Genomic DNA, 24,745 nt, shown 5'->3' with positions numbered 1-24,745 from the left:
TCTGCTGGACTTCGATGTTATCGAACGGTTTTTTCAGGATCAGCAAGCGATCATGGCCTTGCAGGCGGTCGAGCAGGTCCTCCCAGGAATAGTCCGAGTACGCGGTGCACACCACCACTTGCAGGTCGGGGGCGACTTTCCAGAGCTCTTCTATGGTCCTCGCGCCGTCCCAGCCCTGGGGCATGCGCATGTCGACAAACGCCAGGGCATAGGGCTGCTGGTGCGCCATGGCGGTGATGAGCAACTGCAGGCCTTCTTCGCCGCCGTAGGCCGAGTGCAGGTCGAAAGGGGGGGCCGTGGGTTTGCTGGTTTCACCGAACAGTGCCGACTCCATGTCATCCAGCTCCTGGTTGGATTCAGTGGGCGGCATCAGGATCTTGCGGAAATCCTCATGAATCGACGGCGTGTCATCAATCAACAGGATGCGCCGGTTGGGAGGCTGGTTCATACGAGGCTTCCGGCAGGAATGAGGGGGATAGTCAGGGTGAATAGCGCGCCCAGGCCCGGCCCGTCGCTGTGGGCGCTGAGGTGGCCGTCCATTTCGACGGCGGCCAGGGCGCAGCTGTGCAGGCCGAAGCCGTGACCTTCCTTGCGGGTGGTAAACCCGTGGGTAAATATCCGGGTCATGTTCTCGGCAGGTATGCCTTCGCCTTCGTCCTTCACGCTGATCTGCAACCTGTTGCCCTCCAGCGACTGGACTGTCAGGGTCATCTGCCGTGGCCGGTCGGTGAGGTTGGACATGGCGTACTTGGCGTTGCTGATCAGGTTGACCATGATCAGCAGCAAGCGGTGTTTGTCCCCGAGGACTTCCGGTACCTGCCCATAGTGCTTGACCACCGTGACATTGTGCCGGCTCAGTGCCCCCGCGTTCATGCGCAGGGCGTCTTCCATCAAGGTGCTGATCTGCACCGGTTCCTTCATCGAGGGCGCGCCCGCATAGGATTGTTGGGTGGAGACGATGTCCTTGATATGGTCCACGCTCTTGCTCAGTTGCCCCAGCTCCTCGATCAGGCCTTGCTGCTCGACGGCAATGGCGTCCACCAATTGGTTCAAGTAGCCGGGCAGCAACTTGCCCTTCTCATCCTCGGTGATAAAAGTGCCCAGGTCGCCCTGGCGTTCGTTGATCAACTGCATGGCCTTGCCCAGGCCCATTGCCTTGCTGCTGCGCAGTTTGCGGGTGACCAGGTCGGCGGAGATGTTCACGCTGTTAAGCACATTGCCGACGTTGTGCAGCACGTTGGTGGCGATCTCCGCCATGCCGGCCTGGCGCGCGCTGTCCATCAGCTCGCTCTGGGCATCCTTGAGCTGTCGGGTACGTCGTTCCACACGCTGTTCCAGGGTTTCGTTCACCGCCTGCAAGGCGCGGTTGACGCGGTTGATCTCGGCGAAACTACGCAGCAGGCGAACCGCCAGGAACAGCAGCAGGGCCACCAGCAGGGTCGAGAACACCAGCAGGTAACGGTGGTATTGCTGCTCGACCAGGTCGAGGGCCTGTTGGTCCTGGTTGAGGTGGGTGGTCAGGTCATCCAGGCGTTCGGCTACCGGAATGGCGGCGATCTGTTCGAGCAACGTGTTCACCACCGGCTGCTCGCGCAGGATCAGTTCGATGTGATTGCTCAGGATCTCCACCGGGCCGCGGAATTCGCTGGGCAGCAGTTCCTGGTTGACGGCCAGCTTGCCCAGGCCGACGAGAATGTCGGCGGCGCGCTCGTCGCTGGTGACCTGGGCGAATTCAAGGCTGCTGAGCAGCAAGTCGTAGGTGTCGGTGGCCACGCTTTGCAGTTGCGGTTTTGTATCGTCGTTCACCTGGTTGAACTGCGCCTGGATATCGTCTTCGGCGGTCGGCAGGAAGGCCAGGGAGTTGCGCAATACCGCGTTATGGGACTTGAACTGGTCGACGCGCCGGGCCTTTTCCTGGATGGCCGCCTGATAAGCCTGTTGGCTGGCTTGCCAGGCGGGCAGGTCTTGCGGGCTGTGGTACGAGCCGCGTGCTTCCAGTTCGGCCCACAACCGGGTCATTTCCGTCAGGGGCGTCACCAGGGGGTCGTAGTTGTGGGTGATGGCGATCCTGGCCTTGAGGACTTCGCTGTCCCACTGGGCATTGAGTTGCTGCAACTGCCGGATCAGGTCCCGGGAGTGGGTGTAGGAAGACGACTGGTCGCTGGACGACTTGATGTACAGAAAAATCAGGGTCGAGGCCAGCAACAGGGTGATCAATCCCAAGGCCAACTGGCTGGTGCGGCGGCGAGAAAGGGTCATGACGGTCTGCTCATAAAGGCTTGCCTTTCCATTCGCCGGTCAGGGTCTTGAGAAACTGGATGATCAGGTCTTTATCCTCCTGTGAAGGATTGCGCCCCAGTTGGAACTTGAACATGACGTCGACGGCTTCTTCCAGGGTCTTGGCCGAGGCATCGTGAAAATACGGGGCCGTGACCGCGACGTTACGCAGGCTGGGGACCTTGAACACGTGCCGGTCTTCCTCATCCTTGGTCAGCAGGTAGCGCCCCAGGTCCGACTCGACGGGGTTGCCGCGGACCTTGAAGTAGTCGCCCATCACGCCGAATTTCTGGAACATGTTGCCGCCGATGTTGATGCCCTGGTGACAGGCGATGCAACCGTAATCCTTGAAGCGCTGGTAGCCGTACTTTTCCTGGATCGTGAGGATGTCCGTGTTGCCCAGCAGGTACTGGTCAAACCGTGAGTTGGGCGTCAGCAGCGTGCGTTCATAGGTGGCCAGGGCGTTTTGCACATTGGCGGCGGTGACGCCATCGGGGTAGGCCTGCTTGAACGCCGCCTGGTAGGCGGGCAGGGCGGTCAGGTTCTGCACCACGGTGTTCCAGTCGCTGCCCATTTCCACCGGGCTGATGACCACTTGCTCGACCTGCGCTTCCAGGGTGTCCACGCGGCCATTCCAGAACTGTTTGAAGTTCAGGCTGGCGTTGAAGACCGACGGCGTATTGATCTCCACGGGTTTGCCGTCGAAACCCAGGGAGAAGGGCCTGGTGTCGGCGCCCCCGGATTCGAGGTGATGGCAACTGGCGCAAGACAGCGTGTTGTTCACTGACAAGCGCGGCTCATTGAACAGCTGGCGGCCCAGCTCGACCTTGGCCGCATCGAGGTGCGGCACCGGCGGCAGGGGTTTGAGCGCTTCGTCCAGCGGCGCGGCCGTCACGGTCGTCCCCAGGCACAGCCCCAACGCGAGGATGGAGCCGAAATGGTAGGTTGAAACGTCGCTCAAGCGAGCACTCCTTGCAGGCATAGGGCTATTGGTCGGGCATCAGTGTGGGGCTGCCCACCTGCAGCAACTGGGCGAAATCCTTCGCAGGCACGGCCTTGCTGAACAGAAAGCCCTGGCCTTCTTCACAGTGCTGGGCTCTCAGGAAGTTCAGCTGTTCGACGGTCTCTACCCCTTCGGCGATGATGTTCAGCTCCAGGCTCTTGCCCATCCCGATGATAGCGCTGATCAGCTGCGCGTCCTGGCTATTTTCGTGCAGCCCGCGCACGAATGATTGGTCGATCTTCAGCACATCGATGGGAAAGCGTCGCAGGTAGCTGAGGCTGGAGTAGCCGGTGCCGAAATCATCCAGGGCCAGGCGCACGCCCATGGCCTTGATCCGGTTCAGGATATCGACCGTCTCGTCGACATTCTGCATCAGCACGCTTTCGGTGATTTCCAGCTCCAGCTGGTTGGGCGGCAGGCCGGTCTGCTTGAGGATGGCGGCCAGGTTGTCGACAAACTCCCGCTGGCGGAAGTCGATGGCCGAGATGTTCACCGAGATGCGCAGCGGCGCCAGGCCCATGGTGCGCCAGGCCTGTGCCTGTTCGCAGGCGTGGCGCAGCACCCACTGGGTCAAGGCGACGATCAGCCCGCTGTCTTCGGCCACCGGTATGAAGTCGGCCGGGTGGACCCAGCCCGAGCGCGGTTGAAACCAGCGGATCAGCGCCTCTGCGCCGAGGATCCGCCCGGTTTTCAGGTCCAGCTTGGGCTGGTAGTGCAGCGCAAACTCATCGTGCTCCAGGGCCTGGCGGATCGCGCTTTCCAGCTTCTGTTGATGCCGGGCGCGCAGGTTCATGTCTTCGGTGTAGAAACTCAGGTCGTCCGGCCCACGCTCCTTGGTGGTGTGCATGGCGGTTTCGGCGTGCTTGATCAGTTCCACCGCAGTGCTGCTGTCATTCGGGTAGATGCTGATGCCGAGGCTGGCGGTAACGCTCAGGTCGTGCCCCGCGACATGCCGGGTAACGCTGATGGCCTGGAGCACCTTCTGGGCGATGTGCTGGGTTTGCTGGGGATGCTGGACATCATTGAGCAGGATCACAAACTCGTCCGAACCATAGCGAAACACCGAGTCAGACTCACGCACGGCCGCCACCAGGCTTTGGCTGACCTGCTGGAGCACCTCATCCCCCACCGGATAACCCAGGGCGTTGTTGATGCGCTTGAAGCGGTCGAGCCCGATAAACATCACCGCCAGTTGCGTATCATGGCGCCGGCCCAGGGCAATGGCCTGGGTCAGGCGGTCGCCCAGCAGCGTGCTGTTGGGCAGCTCCGTGAGCGCGTCGTATTGCAGCAGGTGCGAGACTTTCAGCAACTCCTGCACGCGCTCCTCAATCGTGCGTTCGAGCCCGATCACCTTGAGGGCGGCATCCTGGGCGAGCTGCCATTTCCAGGTCAGGGCGCTGGCCATCTGGCGGATTTCCAGGTGGTCGAAGGGCTTTTTCAGGATCAGCAACTGGTCGTTGTACTTCAATCGCGCCTCGATCGCTTCAAAGGAATAGTCGGAATAGGCGGTGCACAGGGCGATCTGCAGGTTGGGATCGACGTTCCACAACTGCTCGATGGTTTGCAGGCCGTCCCAGCCGGGCGGCATGCGCATGTCGATGAACGCCATGGCGTAGGGGGTGTTGGTTGCCAGGGCCCGACTCACCAGATCCAAGGCCTCCTGGCCCTGGTAGGCGGAATCGAGGATAAACGCCTGGCGAGCAACGGCCGTTGTGCCGAACAGGGTCTGCTCAAGGGTATCCAGGGAGGGCTCGGCGTCGGCGTCGGCGCACAGGATCTTGCGAAAGTCCAGGTGGATGGACGTGGCATCATCGACGATCAGGATGCGACGGTTGGCCCGCCCTGCGTTCGGGTTCATAGTGCGCGCCTTATCTGCAAACGGTTCGACGGCATAACCATTCCTTCCTTGGTTCCATGGCTGAGCGGGGCGCAGACCTGCCGTGACAGTGTAGTCGAGGTCCCTTGAATTCGGCGGCCAGTTGGCGTCAAATCAACTCCGCGCCTTAAGCGAGGGAAGATGGCTTGGCACAGGGGTTCAAATCAGCTCAATTCAGTTCAATGTGAAGGCGCAACAGGCATGGATGAACAACTTGCGACGAAACCCACTATTTTGCTGGTCGACGATGAAGAGTCGATCCTCAACAGCTTGCGCCGCCTGTTGCGCGGCCAACCCTTTGATGTCGTGCTCGCGGGCGGCGGCGCCCAGGCCCTGGAGATCATGGCCGCCCAGCCCATCGACCTGGTGATGAGCGATGCGCGCATGCCCGGCATGGACGGCGCGCAGCTGCTGGCCGAGGTTCATCGCCTTTATCCCGCCACCAGTCGCATCCTGCTCACCGGCTACGCCGACCTGCCGACGATCATCAAGGCGATCAACGAAGGGGCGATCCACCGCTATATCGGCAAACCCTGGAACGACGACGAACTGAAGCTGATCCTGCAGCAGGCCCTGGAATTTCAGCGGCTGGAGCGCCTGGCCCATCAGCAGAACGACCAGCTCAAGCTGTTGAACGCCACCTTGGAAAAACGCGTGGCAGCACGCACCAGTGAGTTGCAACAGACCGCCGACATGCTCGACCTGGCCTACGACGAGCTCAAGCGCAGCTACGTGACCGGCACCGAAGTGTTTTCGTTGCTGGCCAACCTGCGCCTGCCCAAGAACAAACAGACCAACCGCGCACTGATCGAACTGGTGCGAGTGTACTGCACCGCCCAGTCCATAGACGAAGCCAGCGCCCGCGACATGGCCATGGCCGCCGCGCTGTACAACATCGGCAAGCTGAGCTGGAGCGACAGCATGTTGATCGAGCCGGCCGACAAGCTGCACAGCACCGATCGCGAGCGCTACCGTGGCTATCCGGCCCAGAGCGAATCGCTGCTGATGACCCTGGAGCCGATGAAGGATGCGGCGCGGATCATCCGTCATCACCAGGAACGCTGGGACGGCAGTGGTTTTCCCGACCACCTCAAGGGCGATGCGATTCCGTTCGGTTCACGCCTGCTGAAACTGGCGGTGGACTTCATCGAGTTGCAGAAAGGCCTGATCCTTGAGCGGCACCTGAACAGCGATGAAGCGCTGTTGTATATCCGCAAGTATGCCGGGCGTCTCTACGATCCGGACCTGGTCGAGGACTTCATCCTGGCGTGCGCTGCGTTTCTCAGTGACGTGACCCTGGGCGATCCGACCGTCAAGGTGCTCACCACCCGTGAGCTGGAAGACGGCATGGTCCTGGCGCGTAACCTCAACGCCGATAACGGCATGTTGCTGCTTAACGCCGGCAAGGTGCTGAACCTGCCGTTGGTGGACAAGCTGATTGCGTTCGAGGCGATGGAAGGCGCCAAGTACAGCGTGTTCATCAAGGAGCCGGACGAGAGCGAAGGGGTGCTCCATTAATTTTCATTTTTTGAGTTCAAGGTTTTCAGTTCATGCCTAGCACTATCCGTATCGCCGCTGCCCTGCTGATCGGCAGCGACGGCCACACCTTGCTGGTGCGCAAGCGCGGTACCCAGGCCTTTATGCAACCCGGTGGCAAGATCGACGCCGGTGAGCAGCCCGTCGAGGCCCTGGCCCGCGAGCTGTACGAAGAGCTGAACCTGCGCATCGAGCCCGGCGACGCGGTCTACCTGGGTCACTTCTCGGCCCCTGCGGCCAACGAACCGGGGTTTACCGTGGACGCTGAATTGTTCCAGGTGCAGATCGATGCTCCGGTCAGCCCGGCCGCTGAAATCGAAGAGGTGCGCTGGATCGACCCGGCCGGTGATGGCGGCCTGGTGCTGGCGCCCTTGACCCGTGACCTGATCCTGCCGTTTTACCGCGCGTCACTGACCACGCCGGCCTGACGCGAATGAGCGTGCGTGCGCTGGGGGCCAACGATGCCGAGGCTTATCGGGCGTTGATGCTGGAAGCTTACGGCGCCTATCCCCAGGCGTTCACTTCCAGTGTGGCCGAGCGTGCGTCGATACCGTTGAGCTGGTGGGAAAAGCGCCTGGAGAGTCCGCTGGATCGTTTGCTCGGCGCGTACGTCGACGGGGTACTGGCCGGCATCGTCGGCCTGGCCTTCGAGCCTAGGGAGAAGGCGCGGCACAAGGTGACCCTGTTCGGCATGTACGTGAACGCGGCTTACCAGCAGAAAGGCTTGGGCCGGCGATTGGTCGAGGCAGCGCTGGATGAAGCGCGCCGACATCCGCGGCTGAAAGTGATCCAGCTGACCGTCACCGCCGGCAACGATGCAGCGTTTGCGCTGTACCGCCGCTGCGGGTTTATCCAGTACGGCCTGGAACCGTTGGCGGTGCGAGTGGGCGTGGACTACTTCGACAAAATCTACATGTGGCGCGAACTCACGGCTCACTGAGATCCAATGTAGGAGGGGCTTGCCCCTCTCACATTTGGAACTGTGTTGTTTCAGCGTACCGCGCTCACGCCATCCAGCGTTGAAAACGACGTATCTTTTGCCGTCAGCAAAAAATCGCGCATATACGGCGCATCCAGCATGTCCGCACGAATCCCCGCATACAGCGTCGCAAACAAGCCTTTCTCGCCCAGGCGCTTGGCCTTCACGTAGCCGCGCGAGCTGTATTCATGCAGCGCCCAATGGGGCATGCCGCACACGCCACGGCCGCTGGCGACCAGTTGCATCATCATCACCGTCAGTTCCGAGGTGCGCACCTGGGCCGGTTCCACATCGGCCGGTTCCAGGAAGCGGGTGAAGATGTCCAGGCGGTCACGCTCCACCGGGTAGGTGATCAGGGTTTCGCTCAGCAGGTCTTCGGGCACGATGTACGCCTTGTTCGCCAGCGCGTGCTGGTTGGCCACGGCGAGCATGGCTTCGTAGGTGAACAGCGGCACATAGGTGATGCCCGGCAGCTCCAGCGGGTCGGAGGTCACCACCAGGTCCAGGTCGCCACGGGCCAGGGCCGGCAGTGGCGCGAACGCAAAGCCCGAGGCCAGGTCCAGCTCGACTTCCGGCCAGGCATCGCGGAATTGGTCGATGGTCGGCATCAGCCATTGGAAACAACTGTGGCACTCGATCGCCATGTGCAGGCGTCCGGCGGTGCCCCCGGCCAGGCGTGCAATATCGCGCTCGGCACCACGCAGCAGGGGCAGGGTGGCGTCGGCCAGTTGCAGCAGGCGCAGGCCGGCGCTGGTGAAGCGCACGGGTTTGGTCTTGCGCACGAACAGCGGCATGCCCAGGCGCTCTTCCAGCTCCTTGAACTGGTGGGACAGCGCCGACTGCGTCAGGTGCAGACGCTCGGCGGCCTCCACCAGGCTGTCGGCTTCGCGCAGGGCGTGCAGGGTCTTGAGGTGACGGATCTCGAGCACGGGCTCTCCATGAAGACAATTTGTGACGAAACGGAATAGCGTGAGTTTGTCTCATGTTGCAATCCATGTCGACCATGACCGCCGGGCACTCTTCATCAAACTGTCATAGAACTGTGGCAGCGCCCTTGAACAAACTTCATCAGACTCGCGCTCTACTGGGGTTCTGCGTTTCGGTGTTTTTCATGCGCGTGTTGTTTTTACTGGCCGCTCTACTGTTCGGCCTGCCGTCTTTTGCGGCGTCTCGATGTGATGTCAATGTCCCGACCCAAACGGTCGACCTGGCCCAGGTGAGCATCGCCTACCAGAGTATCGGCCGTGCGTCCGACCCGGCCTTGCTGCTGGTGATGGGCTTGGGCGGGCAACTGATTCACTGGCCTGACGAAGTCGTCGTTGCCCTGTGTCAGCAGGGTTTCCGGGTGATCCGCTACGACAACCGCGATGTCGGCCTCTCCACCTGGCGCCAGGCGCCGGCGAACGCCAACCTGACCTTTGAAGTGCTGCGCTACAAGCTCGGCCTGCCGGTATCGGCGCCGTACACGCTGACGGATATGGCCGATGACGCCCTGGGCCTGATGGACGCCTTGCAGGTCCAGCAATTCCACGTACTGGGCGCAAGCATGGGCGGCATGATCGCCCAGCACCTGGCGGCGATGGCGCCCCAGCGCGTGGAAAGCCTGACCCTGGTCATGACCAGCTCCGGCGCCGAAGGCTTGCCGGCCCCGAATGCGGCGCTGGTGCAATTATTGTCGCGACGCAGTGCGCCGAATCGTGAAGTGGCGCTGGAGCAGCAGGCCGATTTGCTCGCGGCGCTGGGCAGCCCGACTGTGAAGGACGATCGCCAGGTGCTGCTGCACCAGGCGGCGCTGTCCTATGACCGCGCCTTCAACCCGGACGGCGTGAAGCGCCAGATCATGGCGATCCTCGCCGAACCCAGCCGTGTGCCGCTGCTCAACCAGCTGCGCGTGCCGACACTGGTGGTCCACGGCACCGCCGACCCGTTGCTGCCGGTGATGCACGGCGTGCACCTGGCGGCGCATATCCAGGGCAGCCAGTTGAAGTTGATTCCCGGCATGGCCCATCGTTTCCAGGAAGCGTTCAAGGCGCCGCTGCTGACGGCGGTGTTGCCGTACCTGCAGGCTCATCGTGAAGATGCCGCACATTGGGCGCAGATTGACCCGGTCGCGCCTTCGAAGCTGCTGTGACATTGGTGTATCGTGCACCCTTTACGGCGTATTGAAGCCTGCGAGGTTGCCTGTCATGAGTACTCCCCTGAAAATCGATTTCGTCAGCGACGTGTCCTGCCCCTGGTGCATCATCGGCCTGCGCGGCCTGACCGAAGCCCTCGACCAGCTTGGCACCGAGGTGCAGGCCGAGATCCATTTCCAGCCGTTCGAACTGAACCCGAACATGCCCGCCGAAGGGCAAAATATCGTCGAACACATCACCGAGAAATACGGCTCCAGCGCCGAAGAGTCCCAGGCCAACCGTGCGCGTATCCGCGACATGGGCGCCGAGCTGGGCTTTGCCTTCCGCACCGACGGCCAGAGCCGTATCTACAACACCTTCGACGCACACCGCCTGCTGCATTGGGCCGGGCTCGAGGGCTTGCAGTACAACCTCAAGGAGGCGTTGTTCAAGGCCTACTTCAGCGATGGCCAGGACCCTTCCGATCACGCCACCCTGGCGATCATCGCCGAAAGCGTCGGCCTGGATATCCAGCGCGCCGCCGAGATTCTCGCCAGCGATGAATACGCCGCCGAAGTCCGCGAGCAAGAGCAATTGTGGACCTCCCGTGGGGTGACGTCAGTGCCGACCATCGTGTTCAACGACCAGTACGCCGTCAGCGGTGGCCAGCCGGCGGAAGCCTTTGTGGGCGCGATTCGCCAGATCATCAACGAAGCTAAAAACTAAAATCGAACACTGATCCAGATGTGGGAGGGGGCTTGCCCCCTCCCACATTTGTTTCTCACTGTCCTTGAGGTAAGCGCTGGCCCGCCCCTTGCATCGACCCCCTAAAGCCATAGGGGAAACATGACCTTGAACATTCTCGACCTCGACCACAGCCTCACCGGTCAGGCACCGATTGCCCGGCGTCTGGCCAGTGGCCGTGCCACGCGTATCGACCTGCTGGACCTGGGCCCGAAGCTGCGCCTGTGGTCCACCGAAAAAACCTGGAAGCGCTTCGCCGAACGCCTGGCCCGGCGGCCCCGGCCCACGGATGCGCGTCCGGAAATCCTGTTCGTCGGTTCCGGCGATTATCACCACCTGACGCCGGCGTTTCTGGCCGACCTGAAAGAACCCATCAGCCTGATCCACTTCGACAACCACCCCGACTGGGTGCGCTTTGCGCCCAGGCGCCACTGTGGCTCGTGGGTCAACCGCGCATTGAACATGCCGGCGATCAAACGCATCGTCACCCTCGGCCCCTGCAGCGATGACCTGCATAACCCGCAACTGCGTGGCGGCAACCTCGGTGCCCTCAAGCGCGGGCGCCTGCAACTGTTCCCCTGGCAGCACCCGCCGTCGAAAGTCTGGGGCCGGGTCGGCGATGGCGCCGGCCACCAGCAGCAGGAAAACCACCTGCACTGGCGCAACCTGGCGGAGCTGGACTGGCCGGCGTTTCTCGAGCAGATGATCGGCAGCCTGCCCACCGAAGCGATCTGGATCACCATCGACAAAGACGTGCTCGCCAGTGAAGACGCCGCCACCAACTGGGACCAGGGCGGCATGCGCCTGACCCACCTGCTGCAAGCCCTGCGGGCGCTGGCGGCGCGCAAGCGCATCATCGGCATCGACGTGTGCGGCGAGTTCGCCACGCCGGCGTTCAGCAACGCGTTCAAGCGTTGGGAAGCCAAGTCCGACCAGCCGCCCGCGGAGCGCTGGAGCCCGGAGGATCTGCAGCGCAACGCCGCCACCAATGAAGCCCTGATCGACCTGTTTGAGGAGCTGTTCCCGTGAGCCTGACCGTGGTGTTACTCGTGGCGTTTTCCATCGTGCTCGATGTGATCGGCCAACTGTGTTTCAAGCTCGGCCTGGACCGCTTGCCGGAGCTGGAGGGCGGTTTTCGCCTGAATGCGTTCTGGGGCCAGGTGTTCAATGCGCCGTTGCTGTGGGCGGGGATCGGTGCCTATGTAATCGAGTTTTTCGTGTGGCTCGAAGCGCTGTCTCGTGCGCCGTTGAGCCTGTTATTCCCGGCGGCGGCCCTGGCTTATTGCGGGGTGGTGCTGGCGGGCAAGGTGGTACTGGGCGAAACCGTCAGCCGACGTCGTTGGCTGGGCACGCTGGTGATTACCTTGGGTGTGATGCTGGTAGCGATTGCTGGGAGTCAGGCATGAGTACGCAAACGATGCATACCGGTTGGTTGCATGGGCGCCTGGGCACGGTGGTGCTGTGGGCCTTGCTGATCTGCACCGAGAGTGCCGGGCAGCTGTTTACCAAAGTTGCAGGGGACCAACTGGGGCAGATGGATTTCAACTGGCAGTGGTTGTCCGAGGTGGCGCGTAACCCGGGGATCCTGGCGGCGATCGCCAGTTACATCGGCGCGTTTTTCGTGTGGATGCTGATCCTGCGGCGCAGCAGCCTGTCCCTGGCGTTTCCGTTGAGTTCGCTGGTGTTTGTGGTGGTGTTGCTGGGTTCGTGGCTGGGGCTGGGGGAACATATCAGCCCGCTGCATTGGGTAGGCGTGGCGGTGATCATCGGCGGTATAGCGCTGCTGGCCGAAGGCGAAGAAAACTGAAACACGAATTCATGGGGAGTGGGCTTGCCCCTCCCATATTTTGTTCGAAGTGATCAATCAAACTTGTAGCTGATCGCCGTTTGTACCTGGCCCTGGTTCACGTCGCCGGTCTCCTTGACGATGCTGCTGTTGGCCGCCGAACCCACCAGGTGCACCCAGCTGGCGCTGGTCAGCAGTGACCAATTGGAGGCCAGGGGGAATTCGAAACTCTGGGTCAACGTGAGGTTCTGGAAGCCGCCGTTGGCGTTATACGGACGAATACCAGAGGCCGCGGATTCATTGGCGTCCACCCCGAAATAAGTCTGGGTCTGGCGCGCATCGGCGAAATTCGCCGCCAGGCCGCTGCTGCCGATCACCCCGCCACCCAGGGGGTAGCCCAGCTCGCCGCCGACCTTGCCCAGCGCGCCGCTCTGCGAGTGCCCGCCGCCCACGGCCTGGCCCATCCGGGCGTACACGCGCCAGAAGTCGGCCGGCGCGTATTGGATGAAGCCGCCCACTTCCGCCATGTCCGACACATTGCGCAGGCCTTGCAGCTCACCGTTGGAGGTACGCCCCTGCAGGTAGTTGATATAGGGGCCGGCGGTAAAACCGTTGGTGTTCAGGGCGCTCCAGGTCAGGCCGTCATCGGTGCTCAGGCTGACGTTGCCCCAGTCCAGGTCCAGGTAGGGCACGGGGCGGGTTTCGTAGCGGCTGCCGGTGGGGTCGTGGGGTTGATAACTGAGGCCCGCGCCGGCTTCACCGGTGACCGGGGCTGCCAGGGCGGTGTCGGCAATGCCCCACAGCCCCAGTAAACCGGCGAATACAGCGCAAGTGAGTTTGAGCATGGAGCAGGTTCCTTATCTGGACATGCGCGCATGAACGCGCGAAGGGCATCCCTTGCGCAAGCACTCATCTTGTTTGTAGCGAGCTACAAAAATTGTAGCTTGCACGACACATATCTCCACCGCTAACGCCAGAACCCCCAGCCCGGCTGGGCTTCAGCCAGTTGGCACACTCCCTGCTCTACCCCTTGGGCAAGCGCACACAGCGCGCTCCTCAAGGTAAACGCAGATGATCCACTGGCATATCGTGTGTGACTTCGACGGGACCATTACCCCCACCGATGTCATCGACAACGTCCTCCAACGCTTCGCCGGCCCCGAGTGGGAAACCATCGAACAGGAATGGCTGGATGGGCATATCGGTTCCCGCGAATGCCTGAGCCGCCAACTGGCGCTGATCAAGGCCACCCCAAGTGAACTGCTGGCGTATTTCGACAGTGTCGAGATCGACCCGGATTTCCCCGACTTCGTCGATCACGTGCTCGGCCTGGGCGCTTCTCTCGAAGTGGTCAGCGACGGTATCGAACAGGGGATTGCGCGGATCCTGTCGCGCAACTACGTGACGTTACTGCCGATCCTTGCCAACCGCCTGCGCCAGGTCGACCAGAACAGCTGGCGCATCGACTTCCCGTATGCCAGCGATGCGTGCCGTGCGGCGTCCGGCAACTGCAAGTGCAAATCCACCCCGCGCAACAAGCGCGTGCTGGTGATCGGCGACGGCAAGTCGGACATGTGCGTGGCCTCCACCGCCGACTTCGTATTTGCCAAAGGCAGCCTCGCCCAGTACTGCGCAGCCAACAACATCCCTCACGCGCGCTTCGACACCTTCGCCGAAGTGCCTGCGCTGCTGGCCCGCCTGCCTCAGGGCATCGCCGCCAACGCCACCACCTTCAACACCTCTTCTGACAATCAGGAACTCTTCCATCATGTCTGATATCCGCATCGCTACCGCCGAAGACCAGATCCTTCTGGATAAAGAAGCCAAGTATTGCTCCTACGGCGACACCGTTCACTACATCGAGCCACCGCGTATTTTCAGCCGTTGCGAAGGCTCCTACGTGTGGGACACCGAAGACCAGGCCTACCTCGACCTGCAAATGTGGTACTCGGCCGTCAACTTCGGCTACGCCAACCCGCGCCTGAACAATGCGTTGAAACAGCAGATCGACACCCTGCCGCAAATCGCCAGCCAGTACCTGCACAAAGGCAAGATCGAGCTGTCGGAAATGATCGCGGTGGACGCCAAGAAGAAATTCGGCCTCGACGGTCGCGTGCACTTCAACGTCGGCGGTTCGCAGTCGATCGAAGACTCCCTCAAGGTGGTGCGTAACGCCACCAACGGCAAAAGCCTGATGTTCGCCTTCGAAGGCGGCTATCACGGCCGGACCCTCGGCGCCTCGTCGATCACTTCCAGCTACCGCTACCGTCGTCGCTATGGCCACTTCGGCGAGCGCGCGCAGTTCATCCCGTTCCCGTACCACTTCCGTGGCCCCAAGGGCATGACCAAGGAAGAGTACGGCAGCCATTGCGTGCAGCAATTCGCGCGCCTGTTCGAGACCGAATACAACGGTGTGTGGGACCCGAAAGTCGGCCAGAGCGAATACGCCGCGTTCTACGTCGAGCCGATCCAGGGCACCGGCGGCTACGTGATCCCGCCGATGAACTTCTATCGCGAACTCAAGCATGTGTTGGATCAGCACGGCATCCTGATGGTGTCCGACGAAATCCAGATGGGCTTCTACCGCACCGGCAAACTCTGGTCCATCGAGCACTTTGACGTACAACCGGACGTGATCGTGTTCGGCAAGGCGCTGACCAACGGCCTCAACCCACTGGGCGGCATCTGGGCCCGTGAAGAGTTGATCAACCCGAAGATCTTCCCGCCAGGTTCGACCCACTCCACTTTCGCCTCCAACCCATTGGGCACGGCGGTGGGCCTGGAAATGTTCAAGATGACCAACGAAGTCGACTACGGCGCGATGGTCATGGCCAAGGGCAAATTCTTCCTCGAAGGCCTGCAGGACCTGCAGAAACGGTTCCCGATCATCGGCGACGTCGACGGCCTGGGCCTGGCCCTGCGCTGCGAAATCTGCGGCCCGGACGGCTTCACGCCGGACAAGGCGACCCTGGACTACATGGTCGAAGAAGGCATGAAAGGCGACATGGTCGTCGATGGCCGCAAACTCGGCCTGATCCTCGACGTGGGCGGCTACTACAAAAACGTGATCACCCTGGCACCGTCCCTGGAAATCAGCTACCCGGAAATCGAACTGGGCCTGAAGCTGCTCGAGCAACTGCTGGTACGGGCGACCCAACGGTGAGCGCCGCCGGGATCGACCTCGGTGAAGGCAGTGCCGGTTTCGTTCTCGGTGAAGGTCCGGTCGGGATCCTGTTGATCCACGGCCTGACCGGCACCCCGACGGAGTTGCGCCAGGTCGCCAAGGGCCTGGTCAAGGCGGGTAACTGCACGGTGTACGTGCCCACCCTGGCCGGGCACTGCGGTGACAACAGCGACCTGCAGGCCACCGGCTGGCTGGACTGGTACGAGGGCGTGCGCAAGACCTTCGTGCAGGTCAGGCAACGCCACGAGCAGGTGTTTGTCGGTGGTTTGTCCATGGGTGCGGTGATGTCGATGTACGTGGCTGCCGAGCACCCTGGGCAAGTTGCCGGGCTGTTGATGTATTCCACCACCCTCAAGTACGACGGCTGGAGCATCAACAAACTGGCGTTCCTCACGCCGTTGCTGATGAAGATTCCGTTCGGCGTGCATATCTGCCGCTTCGAAGAGAAGCCGCCCTACGGCATCAAGAACGAACGCCTGCGGGCAATCGTCGAGCGGCAGATGAAGGAAGGGCAGAGCAGCGAAGCCGGTTTGCTGACCATGGAAGGCATCACGGTGCGCGAGTTGCACCGCATGAATGCCGTGGTCAGGAAACGCATGCCCAAGGTCAAGGTGCCGGCCCTGGTGCTGCACTCCCTCGAAGACGACATCACCAGCCGCTGGAACGCCGATTACGTGGAGCGTCACCTGGGCGGCCCGGTGACCAAGATCCTGCTGGACAACTGCTACCACATGATCACCGTCGACCTGCAATACCGCCGGGTGATCGAGTTGAGTGCCGACTTTGTCGAGCGGCACACCGCGTTTGTGGACGCCGGCTTACTTTGTGGTGAGCGGGCTTGTTGTGGTGAGCGGGCTTGCCCCGCGCCGGGCGGCGAAGCCGCCCCAAACCCAGGCACCTCAGTTCTAACTGGACGCATGCAGTGTCAGTGATGGGGCGGCTTCGCCACCCGGCGCGGGGCAAGCCCGCTCACCACAACAGCAAGCGCGCTCACAACAGCAAGCCCGCTCACCACAAGATGTCGCTCGCCAGCCATAACAAGGGAAACGATGTGATCACCACCCAAGCCTTCCCGACCATCCGGGCCCTCCAGCGTAGCGCCTGGAACGACTGTTTTCCCGGTGCCCTGGAAGACTGGGACTATTACGTCGCCGTGGAAAACGCCGCCATCGATGACTTCCAATGGCGCTACCTGGCGGTTTACGACAATGGAACGCTGGTGGCCGTGGCCGCCGCCTTCATCACCCATTATCGCCTCGACACCACGGTGTCGGGCGCCGGCAAGCGTTTGGCCGAACGTGTGGAGCGGCTGTGGCCGGGTGTTTTGCAATTGGGCCTGTATGCCATTGGCTCCCCGGTGGCCGAGCGTTGCGACGCCGGGGTTGCCAGTGGCGTGCCCGAGTCGCGTCGCCCGTTGTTGCTCAAACACTTGCTGGAAGCCGCGCGCCAGGATGCCGATGATTTCGGTATCGGCCTGCTGGCGGTCAAGGATGCACCCAGCCAGGATCCCCATTGGCTCGACAGTTGCCGGGTGGCGGGTTTTCAAAGCATGCCGGGCTTGCCCACCGGGGTGTTGCCGCTGCCGTACGGTTCGGTGGACGCCTACCTCGGTTCGCTGGGCAAATCCACCCGCAAGGACTTGCGCCGCAAGCTGCGTGCACCTGGACCACGGGTGGAATGGCGCGGCAATATCGACGACGTGCTGCCCGAGGTCATGGGCCTGTACGAAGCCACATTGAAGCGCGCCGAGTTGCAGTTCGAACACCTGCCTGCCGGCTATTTCACCGGCGTGCTGGAACGCCTTGGCGATCGCGCCGTCTGTGTTCTTTACTGGGTCGACGAGCAGTTGGTGGCGTTCAACCTGCTGCTGCTGGACGAGCACCGGTTGGTGGACAAGTTTTTCGCCCATGACGTTGCGTTCAGCCGTGACTACAACCTGTACTTCCGCAGCTGGCTGACCAACGTCGACTACTGTATTCAACACAATATTGCGGTGTATGAGTGCGGCCAGGCCGGGTATGCCAGTAAGCTGCGCCTGGGCTGCGAGTTCCAGGGCAACAGTGTGTTTTTCCGCCACCGCAACCGGCTGGTCAACGGCCTGCTCACGCTTGTAAAACTGTTTATTCGACCGGATCGTTCCGACCCTGCCATGGCTGCTGCGATAAGCGAAACCTGATGATCACCAAGACCCGCCAGAAAGCCCGCCCCTTTGCCATTTCGCGCTGGAGCGTCCAGCGCAAGCTGGTGCTGGCGTTCTGGCTGGTCAGCGTGATTCCCACCATGATCGCGGCGGAGCTGGCGGCGACCACGCTGTCGCAGATTTTCGACAGCAACGTGCGTATCTGGCTGCAGGAATCGACCAAGATCGTCAAGGACGAGATCGGCGACATCCTTCACGACAACGCGCGCATGGCCAAGCTGTTCCTGCGCTACACCAGCCCGCCCTCGAGCCGGCAGGCGGCCAAGCATGACCGGCTGACCGCGGACATCGCCGATGCCACCGACATCGACGTGGTGGCGCTGATCCGCACCAGCGATCAAAAGGTGGTGTTCAGCACCGCCTCCGATGACATCGTCAAACAGATCAGCCTGACCAGCAACGCGGTGCTGCAGACCGTGCAAGTGGCGGGGGTGAGTACCGGGATTGTGGTCTCGACCTTCGAAACCAGCCAGGACGGCGTCGACTACCGCCTGTTGGTGGCGACCTACCTGGACAGCAGCTTTCTCACCAGCGTGGCCGATGTGCATTCCCTCGACCTGCGCCTGTACCTGGCCAACCCCGAGGGGTTCTCGGAGATATTTTCGACCCAGCGCTTCGTGGATCACCCGGCGCGTATCCCGAAAAGTGTCGAGACCGCGATGCGCAGTACCAAGCAGCCCAGCGAGCAGTTCACCAACAGCTACAGCGGGTTGTACTGGCCGATTTTCAACGACGCCGGTGACCTCCAAGGCGTGATTTTCAGCGGACTGTTGCGCCATACCAGCCTGGTGGGGCTGGTGAACCAAAGCAACCTGTTCGTGCTGATTTTCCTGCTCAGTTCGGCATTGTCCCTCGCGGCCGGGGTGCTGGTGTCACGGCGCCTGACCAAGCCGTTGCGGGACTTGTCCGAAGGCGTGAGCGCGGTGATCTCAGGCAACTACGCGCACCGCGTGCTGGTCAGCGGCGGCGATGAACTGGCGCAATTGAGCAGCACCTTCAACCATATGACCGAGCGCCTGGGCGAGTTGCACCACCTCGAAGCCCAACTGCGCCGGCGCGATCGCCTGCATGCCCTGGGCGAAGTCGCCATGGGCCTGGCCCACGAGATCCGTAACCCGTTGGGCATCATCAAGACGGCGACCCAGTTGTTGCACCGCCGCGTTGATCTGCCGGACGCCGACAAGCGCCACCTGGAATATGTGATCAGCGAAGTCAGCCGCATCAACGACTTGATCACCGAGTTCCTCGATTTTGCCAAACCCAACCCACCGTTGCGCGTGCTGCAGCCGGCCCGTCCATTGGTGGAGGAGATCCTGGGCTTCTGTGCGCCGGAACTGGCCAGCCATAACATCGACGCGCAGATCGACGACCAGGCGCCGGGGGCGACGATCTACGCCGACGCCAAGCAACTCAAGCAGGCCTGCCTCAACCTGATTCTCAACGCCATCGATGCCATGCCTGAAGGCGGGCGCCTGACCCTGGGGATTCGCAGCGAGGGCGACAACACCGTCATCACCATCGCCGACACCGGCCAGGGCATCGCGCCGGAGATGATCGAGCGCATCTTTACGCCATTCGTCACCACCAAGGCCTCGGGCACGGGCCTCGGCCTGGCCAAAGTCTATTCGATCATGGAAAGTCACGACGGCAGCATCGAATGCGCCAGCGAAAACGATGCCGGCGCCACCTTCAGCCTGTACATTCCAGCGACAGGCGAAGACGACGAGGACAGTCATGACGCATAACATTCTGGTAGTCGACGACGAACCCAAGCTCTGCGACCTGCTGGCGTCGGCCCTGGGCCAGAACAGCGTGCAAGTGTTCATTGCGGGCAACGGCCTGCATGCGCTCAAGGTGCTGGAACAGGAAGACATCGACCTGGTGATCAGTGACTGGCGCATGCCGGGCATGGACGGGCCGGCCTTGTTGGCCGAGATCAAGGTGCGTTATCCCCACGTGCCGGTGATCGTGATGACCGCCTACAGCACGGTGAAAAACGCCGTGCAGTCGATGCGCAACGGTGCCTACGACTACATTGCCAAACCGTTCGATATCGACGAGCTGGACATCACCGTGGCCAAGGCCCTGCAGTTTCGCGACATCATGCGCGACAACGCGCGCCTGCGCGCCGAGCTGGATGAGCAGGCGCAGTTCGACAGCCTGGTGGGCGACAGCCCGGCGTTTCGCAAAGTGTTGCAGGCGGTGGATTCGGTACGCGACAGCAGCACCACCATCCTGCTGACCGGCGAAAGCGGCACCGGCAAGGAAATGGTCGCCCGCGCCATCCACAAGCACGGCAGCCGTGCCGACAAGCCGTTTGTGGCGGTCAACTGCGCGGCGATCCCCGAAGGGCTGCTGGAAAGCGAAATGTTCGGCCATCGCAAGGGCGCGTTTACTGGCGCCGTGTCTGACCGGGTCGGGCGCTTCCAGCAGGCCGACAAGGGCACGCTGTTTCTCGATGAAGTGGGCGATATGCCCCTGGCATTGCAGGCCAAGATCCTGCGCGCCTTGCAGGAGCGGGTGATCGAGCCTGTGGGCGACCCCCGCGAGCGCAAGGTGGATGTGCGGGTGATCGCCGCCACCAACAAGAACCTGCTGGAGGCGGTGGCCAACAAGGAGTTTCGCGAAGACTTGTATTACCGCCTCAATGTGTTCCCGATCCCGCTGCCGGCCCTGCGTGAACGCGTGGAAGACATCGCGCCCCTGGCCCGTCACTTTGCCCGGACCCTCAGCGCCACTGCCGGCAAGCGTATTACCGGCTTCAGCCCTGAAGCGTTGCAGGCCATGGCCGCGTATCACTGGCCGGGCAATATCCGTGAGCTGCAAAACTGTGTGGAGCGCGCGACCATCGTGGCCGCCACGCCTGTGATCGAAGACATTGATTTGCCGGGCTATCTGTTTGCTTCCAAACCCAGCGAAGGCGGCGTGACCGCGATCCTCAGCGACGGGCCGGGGATTCCCCAGGACCTGGACGCGGCGCTGGCGGAGGTGGAGAAGGCCTATATCCTCGCGGCGTTGCAGGAGAGCAATGGCGTGCAGGCTGCGGCGGCGGCGAAGATCGGGATTTCCGAAAGGAGCTTTTGGTATCGCCTGAAGAAACTGGGCATCCAGGTCGACAAAATAGTCCGCTGATTAAAATGTGGGAGGGGGCTTGCCCTAATGTCAGTCAGTTAAGCGTACATCGCCTCCTGTAGGAGCGAGCTTGCTCGCGAAAAACGTCAACGATAACGCGTGCTTCCTGAATGAACGCGGCGCCTGTGAGTTTTTCGCGAGCAAGCTCGCTCCTACAAAAAGCCTTAACTGACTGGCATTAGGGCTTGCCCCCTCCCACATTTTTTGACCGAGTCGGGTCAGGTATGGAAGCGTACCCAGATACTCACCAGGATCGTCGCTGCCATCAGCCACGCTACCGCTGCGACGGCTAAAGAGGCCTCCAGCCGCATGCGGTCCACCATCACATACAACGTCGCCAAATACACAAAGTAGGGAATGATCGACCACATCCCGAACAGGATGGTGGTCTTCAAATCGTCCAGCGAACGGCCCTTGCCGACGATGTAATGGGCGATCAACGCAAAGGTCGGAAACAGCGGCACCAGCCCGGCGATGTAGTAGTTCCTGGTCTTGGCCAGCGCCGCCAGGATCAGCACCACCGCCGCGCCCAGGGCGGCTTTCAAAAAAAGATCCATCAGTGGCTCAACCCGTATTTCTTGACCTTGTCGAACAAGGTGGTCTTGGCCATGCCCAGTTCCTGGCTGGCCTGGGTCAGGTTGCCGCCGCTGCGTTGCAGGGCATCGCTGAGCAGGTTGCGTTCAAAGGCTTCCACCGCTTCGGTGAACGCCAGGCCTTGGCTGCCGCTGCTGGCCCCGCTTTTCTTGAAGGCGGGCAGGCCGAGGGCGAAGCGTTCGGCGACGTTGCGCAGTTCGCGTACGTTACCGGGCCAGTCGTGGCTCATCAGACTGGAGAGGGTCTGGTTGTCCAGTTCCGGCGCGGTGCGGTCAAAACGCAGCGACGACTGCTGCAGGAAGTGTTCGAACAGCTGCAGGATGTCTTCGCGGCGTTCGCGCAGGGGCGGCAGTTCCAGGGTCACCACGTTGAGGCGGTAGTACAGGTCGCTGCGGAACTGGCTGGCGCGGCTCAGTTCGTCGAGGTCGGACTTGGTGGCGGCGATCACCCGGCAATCCACGGCCACGCTCTGGTTCGAGCCCAGGCGTTCCAGGGTGCGCTCCTGCAGCACTCGCAGCAATTTGATCTGCAGGTTGATCGGCATGCTTTCCACTTCATCGAGGAACAGCGTGCCTTCATGGGCGTGTTCGATCTTGCCGATACGGCGCTTGCCGGCGCCGGTAAAGGCGTTGGCTTCGTGGCCGAAAATCTCGCTTTCGAACAGGTTTTCCGGCAGGCCGCCGCAGTTGAGGGCGACGAACTGGTGGGCGTGCCGGCGGCTGAAATCATGCAGGCAACGCGCGACCAGCTCCTTGCCGGTACCGGTCTCGCCTTCGATCAGCACGTTGGCCGAGGTGTCGGCGACGTTGGCGATCAGCTCGCGCAGGTTCTGCATGGCCGGCGAGCGACCGATGATGCGGCCTTCCAGCGAATCCCGCTCAGCCAACTGACGGCGCAGCGACCAGACTTCCCGCGCCAGCCCGCGTTGTTCCAGGGCGCGGCGGGCGACGTCGACCAGGCGCTCGGGGGAGAAGGGTTTCTCCATGAAGTCGTAGGCGCCATTGCGCATGGCGCCGACCGCCATGGAGATGTCGCCATGCCCGGTGATCAGCACCACCGGCAGGCTTTTATCCAGGGCCTTGAGACGGGTGAGCAGTTCCAGGCCGTCAATGCCCGGCAGGCGAATGTCGCTGATCACAATGCCGGCGAAGTTCTCGCCGATACGTTTCAATGCCTCCTCGGCACTGCCCACGCCCACGCTTGGGATATCTTCCAGCGCCAGCGCCTGTTGGCAGCCGAGCAGCACATGGGGGTCGTCTTCGACGATCAGCACGGTGAGGTCTTGAGGATCAATATTCATGTCGACTCAGCTTGTTGAGCGCCCACCAGCGGCAGGCTCAGGACAAAGGCAGTGCCACCGCCGGCCGGGTGCTCCACGGCGAGGGTGCCGCCGGTGGCTGCCGCGAGGCTGGCGGAGAGGGTCAGGCCCAGGCCCAGGCCTTGCTCGCCGGGTTTGGTGGTGAAGAAGGGTTCGAACAGATGCTTGCGCGCCTCGGCGTCGATGCCGTGGCCGTTGTCGCGCACCAGCAGGCGGTATTTGCCCTCGGCGGCGCTGCCTTCCAGCCACAACTCGGGAGCCGGTTGTGCCTGCATGGCGTCGAGGGCGTTGCCGATCAGGTTGACCAGGATCTGTTCCAGGCGGGTCTGGTCGATCTGCAATTGGGCCGGGGCAAAGTCGCGGTGCAGGCTCAGCGGCAGGCTGTCCAGGCGTGGGCCCAGGACCTGGAACGCGGCGTCCACCGCCTTGGCCAGGCTGGCTTCGCCCTGGTCATCGCCGCGTCGGGCAAAGGAGCGCAGGCTGGCGGTGATACGGCCCATGCGGTCGATCAGTTCGTTGATGGTCTTGAGGTTGGCGCTGGCGGTGTCCAGCGCGCCGCGTTCGAGGAAGCGCACGGTGTTGCCGGACAAGGTGCGCAGCGCGGCCAACGGCTGGTTCAGTTCATGGGCGATGCTGGTGGACATCTGGCCGATGGCCGCCAGCTTGCCGGCCTGTACCAGTTCATCCTGGGCGCGGCGCAGGGTTTCTTCGGCCTGGCGCCGTTCGCGGATCTGGCCCTTGAGCCGCTCGTTGCTGGCGCGCAGGTCGGCGGTGCGTTCGGCGATCCGCCGTTCCAGCTGGCTGTTGGCTTCCTGCAAGGCTTCCCGCGCCGCGAGGCGGGTGGCGATGACTTTGCGCCGCTCGTTCCAGGCAATCAGCAAAAACGCGACGAGGCCAAACGCGACAGCCACCAGGATGCCCTGGTTGATCGCCGCGCGACGCAGGTCGTTGAGCGGGGTGAGCAGGGTGAAATTCCACGGTGTGTCATTGAGTGGGCGGGTTTGCGCCAGGTAGCTGACTTCGTGCTCGTCGTTGACCACTTCAGTGTTGGCCGGGAAAGTCAGCTTCTCGCTGCGTTCATTCAAGCGCTCACGGGCCAGGGGTTCCAGTTCGTTGAGCGTGGCCCAGTAATATTGCAGGCTGTGGGCCAGGCGATCCTTGGTCTCGTCGCTCAGCGGTCGCACCGCCTTGAGGCGTCGAGCCGGGTCGCTGGAGAGAATGATGATGCCGTTCTCGTCGCTCACAAAGGCTTCGAGGCGCGCGCGTTGCCAGCGCTCTTCCAGGGCTTCGAGGCGCACTTTGACCACCGCCACGCCGATGATCTTGCCGTGTTCCTCCAGGCCATGGGCCAGGTAGTAGCCGGGTTCGCCGTTGGTGCTGCCGATGCCGTAGAAACGCCCGGGCTGGCCGCGCACGGCATTCTGGAAATAGGCACGAAAGGACAGGTCTTCACCCTGGTAACTGTCGGCATCGCGCCAGTTACTGGTGGCCAGCACACGGCCGGTGGTGTCCATCACGTAGATGGCCCGACTGCGACTGCGTCGGTTCAGGCCTTCGAGGTAGTCGTTGACCGTTTTGCGGGTTTCCTGGTTCGGCTCGGCCAGCAGCTTGGAGACGCTCGACTCCAGCTCCAGCAGGCTGGGCAGGTAGGTGTATTTGCTGATTTCACTTTCGACGGTGCGGGCATGCAGCTCCAGCTGGCGTTCGCCGTTGTCGCTGAGGGTGCGGATGCCGTAGTACTCACTGATCCAGAAGCCGATATAACCCAGGCCGATCATCAGGGCGATGATCAACGGCGGCAGGAACAGTTGGCGAATCAGACGAGGTTTCACGGCAAGTGATGGCGGTGCGGCGCGATAGAGGTTGGGGTCGCATTTCATCACAGATGCCTTGGGTCAGCTACCGCCCTCCGGCCAACTGTAGGAGCGAGCTTGCTCGCGAAAAACGTCAACGATGACGCGTGCATCCTGGATGTCCGCGGTGCTCTTGGGTTCTTCGCGAG

Annotated in this window: 22 protein-coding genes; 14 read left to right on the top strand and 8 right to left on the bottom strand. The window is 62.3% G+C overall.

Annotated features, from left to right (window positions below; all coding sequences use genetic code 11):
- Positions 1–444: 444 nt before the first annotated feature.
- The 3 genes from BFP99_RS30045 to BFP99_RS30035 are packed head-to-tail and all read right to left on the bottom strand — an operon-like array spanning position 445 to position 5,138.
- Positions 445–2,259: a DAHL domain-containing protein gene (locus BFP99_RS30045; RefSeq protein WP_065948877.1), complete on the bottom strand. Its 1,815-nt coding sequence runs from the start codon at positions 2,257–2,259 to the stop codon at positions 445–447.
- Between the two features lie 10 nt (positions 2,260–2,269).
- On the bottom strand, positions 2,270–3,238 hold the full coding sequence (locus BFP99_RS30040; RefSeq protein ID WP_065948876.1) for a cytochrome-c peroxidase: 969 nt from the start codon (positions 3,236–3,238) through the stop codon (positions 2,270–2,272).
- Between the two features lie 25 nt (positions 3,239–3,263).
- Entirely contained in the window at positions 3,264–5,138 is a 1,875-nt protein-coding gene (locus tag BFP99_RS30035; RefSeq protein ID WP_065948875.1) for a putative bifunctional diguanylate cyclase/phosphodiesterase, read from the bottom strand.
- A 219-nt stretch (positions 5,139–5,357) separates the two neighbouring features.
- On the opposite strand from BFP99_RS30035, the gene BFP99_RS30030 reads away from it, so the two are divergent.
- Genes BFP99_RS30030 through BFP99_RS30020 form a run of 3 tightly spaced genes read left to right on the top strand, consistent with a single transcriptional unit; the run spans position 5,358 to position 7,632 of the window.
- Positions 5,358–6,674 (top strand): HD domain-containing phosphohydrolase, encoded by a 1,317-nt coding sequence (locus BFP99_RS30030; RefSeq protein ID WP_065926546.1) that lies wholly within the window; start codon positions 5,358–5,360, stop codon positions 6,672–6,674.
- 32 nt (positions 6,675–6,706) lie between these two features.
- The gene (locus BFP99_RS30025) at positions 6,707–7,120 is read left to right on the top strand and encodes an NUDIX hydrolase (protein ID WP_065926545.1); all 414 of its coding nucleotides are present in this window, start codon (positions 6,707–6,709) and stop codon (positions 7,118–7,120) included.
- A gap of 5 nt (positions 7,121–7,125) precedes the next feature.
- On the top strand, positions 7,126–7,632 hold the full coding sequence (locus tag BFP99_RS30020; protein WP_065926544.1) for a GNAT family N-acetyltransferase: 507 nt from the start codon (positions 7,126–7,128) through the stop codon (positions 7,630–7,632).
- A 50-nt stretch (positions 7,633–7,682) separates the two neighbouring features.
- Here BFP99_RS30020 and metR read toward each other — a convergent pair whose 3' ends face one another.
- Positions 7,683–8,600 carry a transcriptional regulator MetR gene (gene metR, locus BFP99_RS30015; protein ID WP_027604617.1) on the bottom strand — a complete coding sequence of 306 codons (918 nt, stop codon included), beginning with the start codon at positions 8,598–8,600 and terminating at the stop codon, positions 7,683–7,685.
- Between the two features lie 182 nt (positions 8,601–8,782).
- Between metR and BFP99_RS30010 the strand changes: the two genes are divergently transcribed.
- From BFP99_RS30010 to BFP99_RS29990, 5 genes are all read left to right on the top strand, one after another.
- On the top strand, positions 8,783–9,802 hold the full coding sequence (locus tag BFP99_RS30010) for an alpha/beta fold hydrolase (protein ID WP_065926543.1): 1,020 nt from the start codon (positions 8,783–8,785) through the stop codon (positions 9,800–9,802).
- Positions 9,803–9,857: 55 nt separating this feature from the next.
- Complete coding sequence (locus BFP99_RS30005) at positions 9,858–10,511, top strand: DsbA family oxidoreductase (RefSeq protein ID WP_065926542.1); 654 nt, start codon at positions 9,858–9,860, stop codon at positions 10,509–10,511.
- 126 nt (positions 10,512–10,637) lie between these two features.
- A complete protein-coding gene (locus tag BFP99_RS30000; protein WP_065926599.1) occupies positions 10,638–11,558 on the top strand; it encodes an arginase in 921 nt (306 codons plus the stop codon).
- Positions 11,555–11,935, top strand: a complete 381-nt coding sequence (locus BFP99_RS29995; RefSeq protein ID WP_065926541.1) for a transporter — start codon at positions 11,555–11,557, stop codon at positions 11,933–11,935. Before BFP99_RS30000 ends, BFP99_RS29995 begins: the two co-directional genes overlap by 4 nt.
- Positions 11,932–12,336 carry an EamA family transporter gene (locus tag BFP99_RS29990; RefSeq protein ID WP_065926540.1) on the top strand — a complete coding sequence of 135 codons (405 nt, stop codon included), beginning with the start codon at positions 11,932–11,934 and terminating at the stop codon, positions 12,334–12,336. The genes BFP99_RS29995 and BFP99_RS29990 overlap by 4 nt, the downstream gene beginning before the upstream one ends.
- A 53-nt stretch (positions 12,337–12,389) precedes the next feature.
- Here BFP99_RS29990 and BFP99_RS29985 read toward each other — a convergent pair whose 3' ends face one another.
- Positions 12,390–13,160 carry a MipA/OmpV family protein gene (locus BFP99_RS29985; RefSeq protein WP_065926539.1) on the bottom strand — a complete coding sequence of 257 codons (771 nt, stop codon included), beginning with the start codon at positions 13,158–13,160 and terminating at the stop codon, positions 12,390–12,392.
- Between the two features lie 226 nt (positions 13,161–13,386).
- Here BFP99_RS29985 and BFP99_RS29980 point away from each other — a divergent pair, with 226 nt between their 5' ends.
- The 6 genes from BFP99_RS29980 (at position 13,387) to BFP99_RS29955 (ending at position 20,831) form a co-directional block, all read left to right on the top strand.
- Entirely contained in the window at positions 13,387–14,091 is a 705-nt protein-coding gene (locus BFP99_RS29980; protein ID WP_027604610.1) for an MtnX-like HAD-IB family phosphatase, read from the top strand.
- A complete protein-coding gene (locus BFP99_RS29975) occupies positions 14,084–15,478 on the top strand; it encodes an aspartate aminotransferase family protein (RefSeq protein WP_027604609.1) in 1,395 nt (464 codons plus the stop codon). The genes BFP99_RS29980 and BFP99_RS29975 overlap by 8 nt, the downstream gene beginning before the upstream one ends.
- The gene (locus tag BFP99_RS29970; RefSeq protein WP_065948874.1) at positions 15,475–16,431 is read left to right on the top strand and encodes an alpha/beta hydrolase; all 957 of its coding nucleotides are present in this window, start codon (positions 15,475–15,477) and stop codon (positions 16,429–16,431) included. Before BFP99_RS29975 ends, BFP99_RS29970 begins: the two co-directional genes overlap by 4 nt.
- A 119-nt stretch (positions 16,432–16,550) precedes the next feature.
- On the top strand, positions 16,551–17,675 hold the full coding sequence (locus BFP99_RS29965; protein WP_065926536.1) for a GNAT family N-acetyltransferase: 1,125 nt from the start codon (positions 16,551–16,553) through the stop codon (positions 17,673–17,675).
- A complete protein-coding gene (locus BFP99_RS29960) occupies positions 17,675–19,444 on the top strand; it encodes a sensor histidine kinase (RefSeq protein ID WP_065948873.1) in 1,770 nt (589 codons plus the stop codon). The genes BFP99_RS29965 and BFP99_RS29960 overlap by 1 nt, the downstream gene beginning before the upstream one ends.
- On the top strand, positions 19,434–20,831 hold the full coding sequence (locus tag BFP99_RS29955; protein WP_065926534.1) for a sigma-54-dependent transcriptional regulator: 1,398 nt from the start codon (positions 19,434–19,436) through the stop codon (positions 20,829–20,831). The genes BFP99_RS29960 and BFP99_RS29955 overlap by 11 nt, the downstream gene beginning before the upstream one ends.
- 218 nt (positions 20,832–21,049) lie before the next feature.
- Here the strand turns inward: BFP99_RS29955 and BFP99_RS29950 are convergent, their stop codons facing one another.
- Genes BFP99_RS29950 through BFP99_RS29940 form a run of 3 tightly spaced genes read right to left on the bottom strand, consistent with a single transcriptional unit; the run spans position 21,050 to position 24,623 of the window.
- On the bottom strand, positions 21,050–21,388 hold the full coding sequence (locus BFP99_RS29950) for a GlpM family protein (RefSeq protein WP_065926533.1): 339 nt from the start codon (positions 21,386–21,388) through the stop codon (positions 21,050–21,052).
- Entirely contained in the window at positions 21,388–22,725 is a 1,338-nt protein-coding gene (locus BFP99_RS29945) for a sigma-54-dependent transcriptional regulator (RefSeq protein ID WP_065926532.1), read from the bottom strand. Before BFP99_RS29945 ends, BFP99_RS29950 begins: the two co-directional genes overlap by 1 nt.
- Positions 22,722–24,623, bottom strand: coding sequence for a sensor histidine kinase (locus tag BFP99_RS29940; RefSeq protein WP_065926531.1), 1,902 nt, complete (start codon positions 24,621–24,623; stop codon positions 22,722–22,724). Before BFP99_RS29940 ends, BFP99_RS29945 begins: the two co-directional genes overlap by 4 nt.
- Positions 24,624–24,745 lie beyond the last annotated feature (122 nt).

Source organism: Pseudomonas sp. 1 R 17, assembly GCF_900067035.1.
In the GTDB taxonomy this organism is placed as follows: Bacteria; Pseudomonadota; Gammaproteobacteria; order Pseudomonadales; family Pseudomonadaceae; genus Aquipseudomonas; species Aquipseudomonas marginalis.
This window is presented reverse-complemented; position numbering and strand designations above follow the sequence as displayed.

Excerpts from the sequence above, each read along its gene's own strand:
- BFP99_RS30045 (WP_065948877.1), bottom strand. The coding sequence starts at position 2,259 with ATGACCCTTTCTCGCCGCCGCACCAGCCAGTTGGCCTTGGGATTGATC.
- BFP99_RS30035 (WP_065948875.1), bottom strand. The coding sequence starts at position 5,138 with ATGAACCCGAACGCAGGGCGGGCCAACCGTCGCATCCTGATCGTCGAT.
- BFP99_RS30030 (WP_065926546.1), top strand. The coding sequence starts at position 5,358 with ATGGATGAACAACTTGCGACGAAACCCACTATTTTGCTGGTCGACGAT.
- BFP99_RS30025 (WP_065926545.1), top strand. The coding sequence starts at position 6,707 with ATGCCTAGCACTATCCGTATCGCCGCTGCCCTGCTGATCGGCAGCGAC.
- BFP99_RS30020 (WP_065926544.1), top strand. The coding sequence starts at position 7,126 with ATGAGCGTGCGTGCGCTGGGGGCCAACGATGCCGAGGCTTATCGGGCG.
- BFP99_RS30010 (WP_065926543.1), top strand. The coding sequence starts at position 8,783 with ATGCGCGTGTTGTTTTTACTGGCCGCTCTACTGTTCGGCCTGCCGTCT.
- BFP99_RS30005 (WP_065926542.1), top strand. The coding sequence starts at position 9,858 with ATGAGTACTCCCCTGAAAATCGATTTCGTCAGCGACGTGTCCTGCCCC.
- BFP99_RS29990 (WP_065926540.1), top strand. The coding sequence starts at position 11,932 with ATGAGTACGCAAACGATGCATACCGGTTGGTTGCATGGGCGCCTGGGC.
- BFP99_RS29985 (WP_065926539.1), bottom strand. The coding sequence starts at position 13,160 with ATGCTCAAACTCACTTGCGCTGTATTCGCCGGTTTACTGGGGCTGTGG.
- BFP99_RS29980 (WP_027604610.1), top strand. The coding sequence starts at position 13,387 with ATGATCCACTGGCATATCGTGTGTGACTTCGACGGGACCATTACCCCC.
- BFP99_RS29975 (WP_027604609.1), top strand. The coding sequence starts at position 14,084 with ATGTCTGATATCCGCATCGCTACCGCCGAAGACCAGATCCTTCTGGAT.
- BFP99_RS29960 (WP_065948873.1), top strand. The coding sequence starts at position 17,675 with ATGATCACCAAGACCCGCCAGAAAGCCCGCCCCTTTGCCATTTCGCGC.
- BFP99_RS29955 (WP_065926534.1), top strand. The coding sequence starts at position 19,434 with ATGACGCATAACATTCTGGTAGTCGACGACGAACCCAAGCTCTGCGAC.
- BFP99_RS29950 (WP_065926533.1), bottom strand. The coding sequence starts at position 21,388 with ATGGATCTTTTTTTGAAAGCCGCCCTGGGCGCGGCGGTGGTGCTGATC.
- BFP99_RS29945 (WP_065926532.1), bottom strand. The coding sequence starts at position 22,725 with ATGAATATTGATCCTCAAGACCTCACCGTGCTGATCGTCGAAGACGAC.
- BFP99_RS29940 (WP_065926531.1), bottom strand. The coding sequence starts at position 24,623 with ATGAAATGCGACCCCAACCTCTATCGCGCCGCACCGCCATCACTTGCC.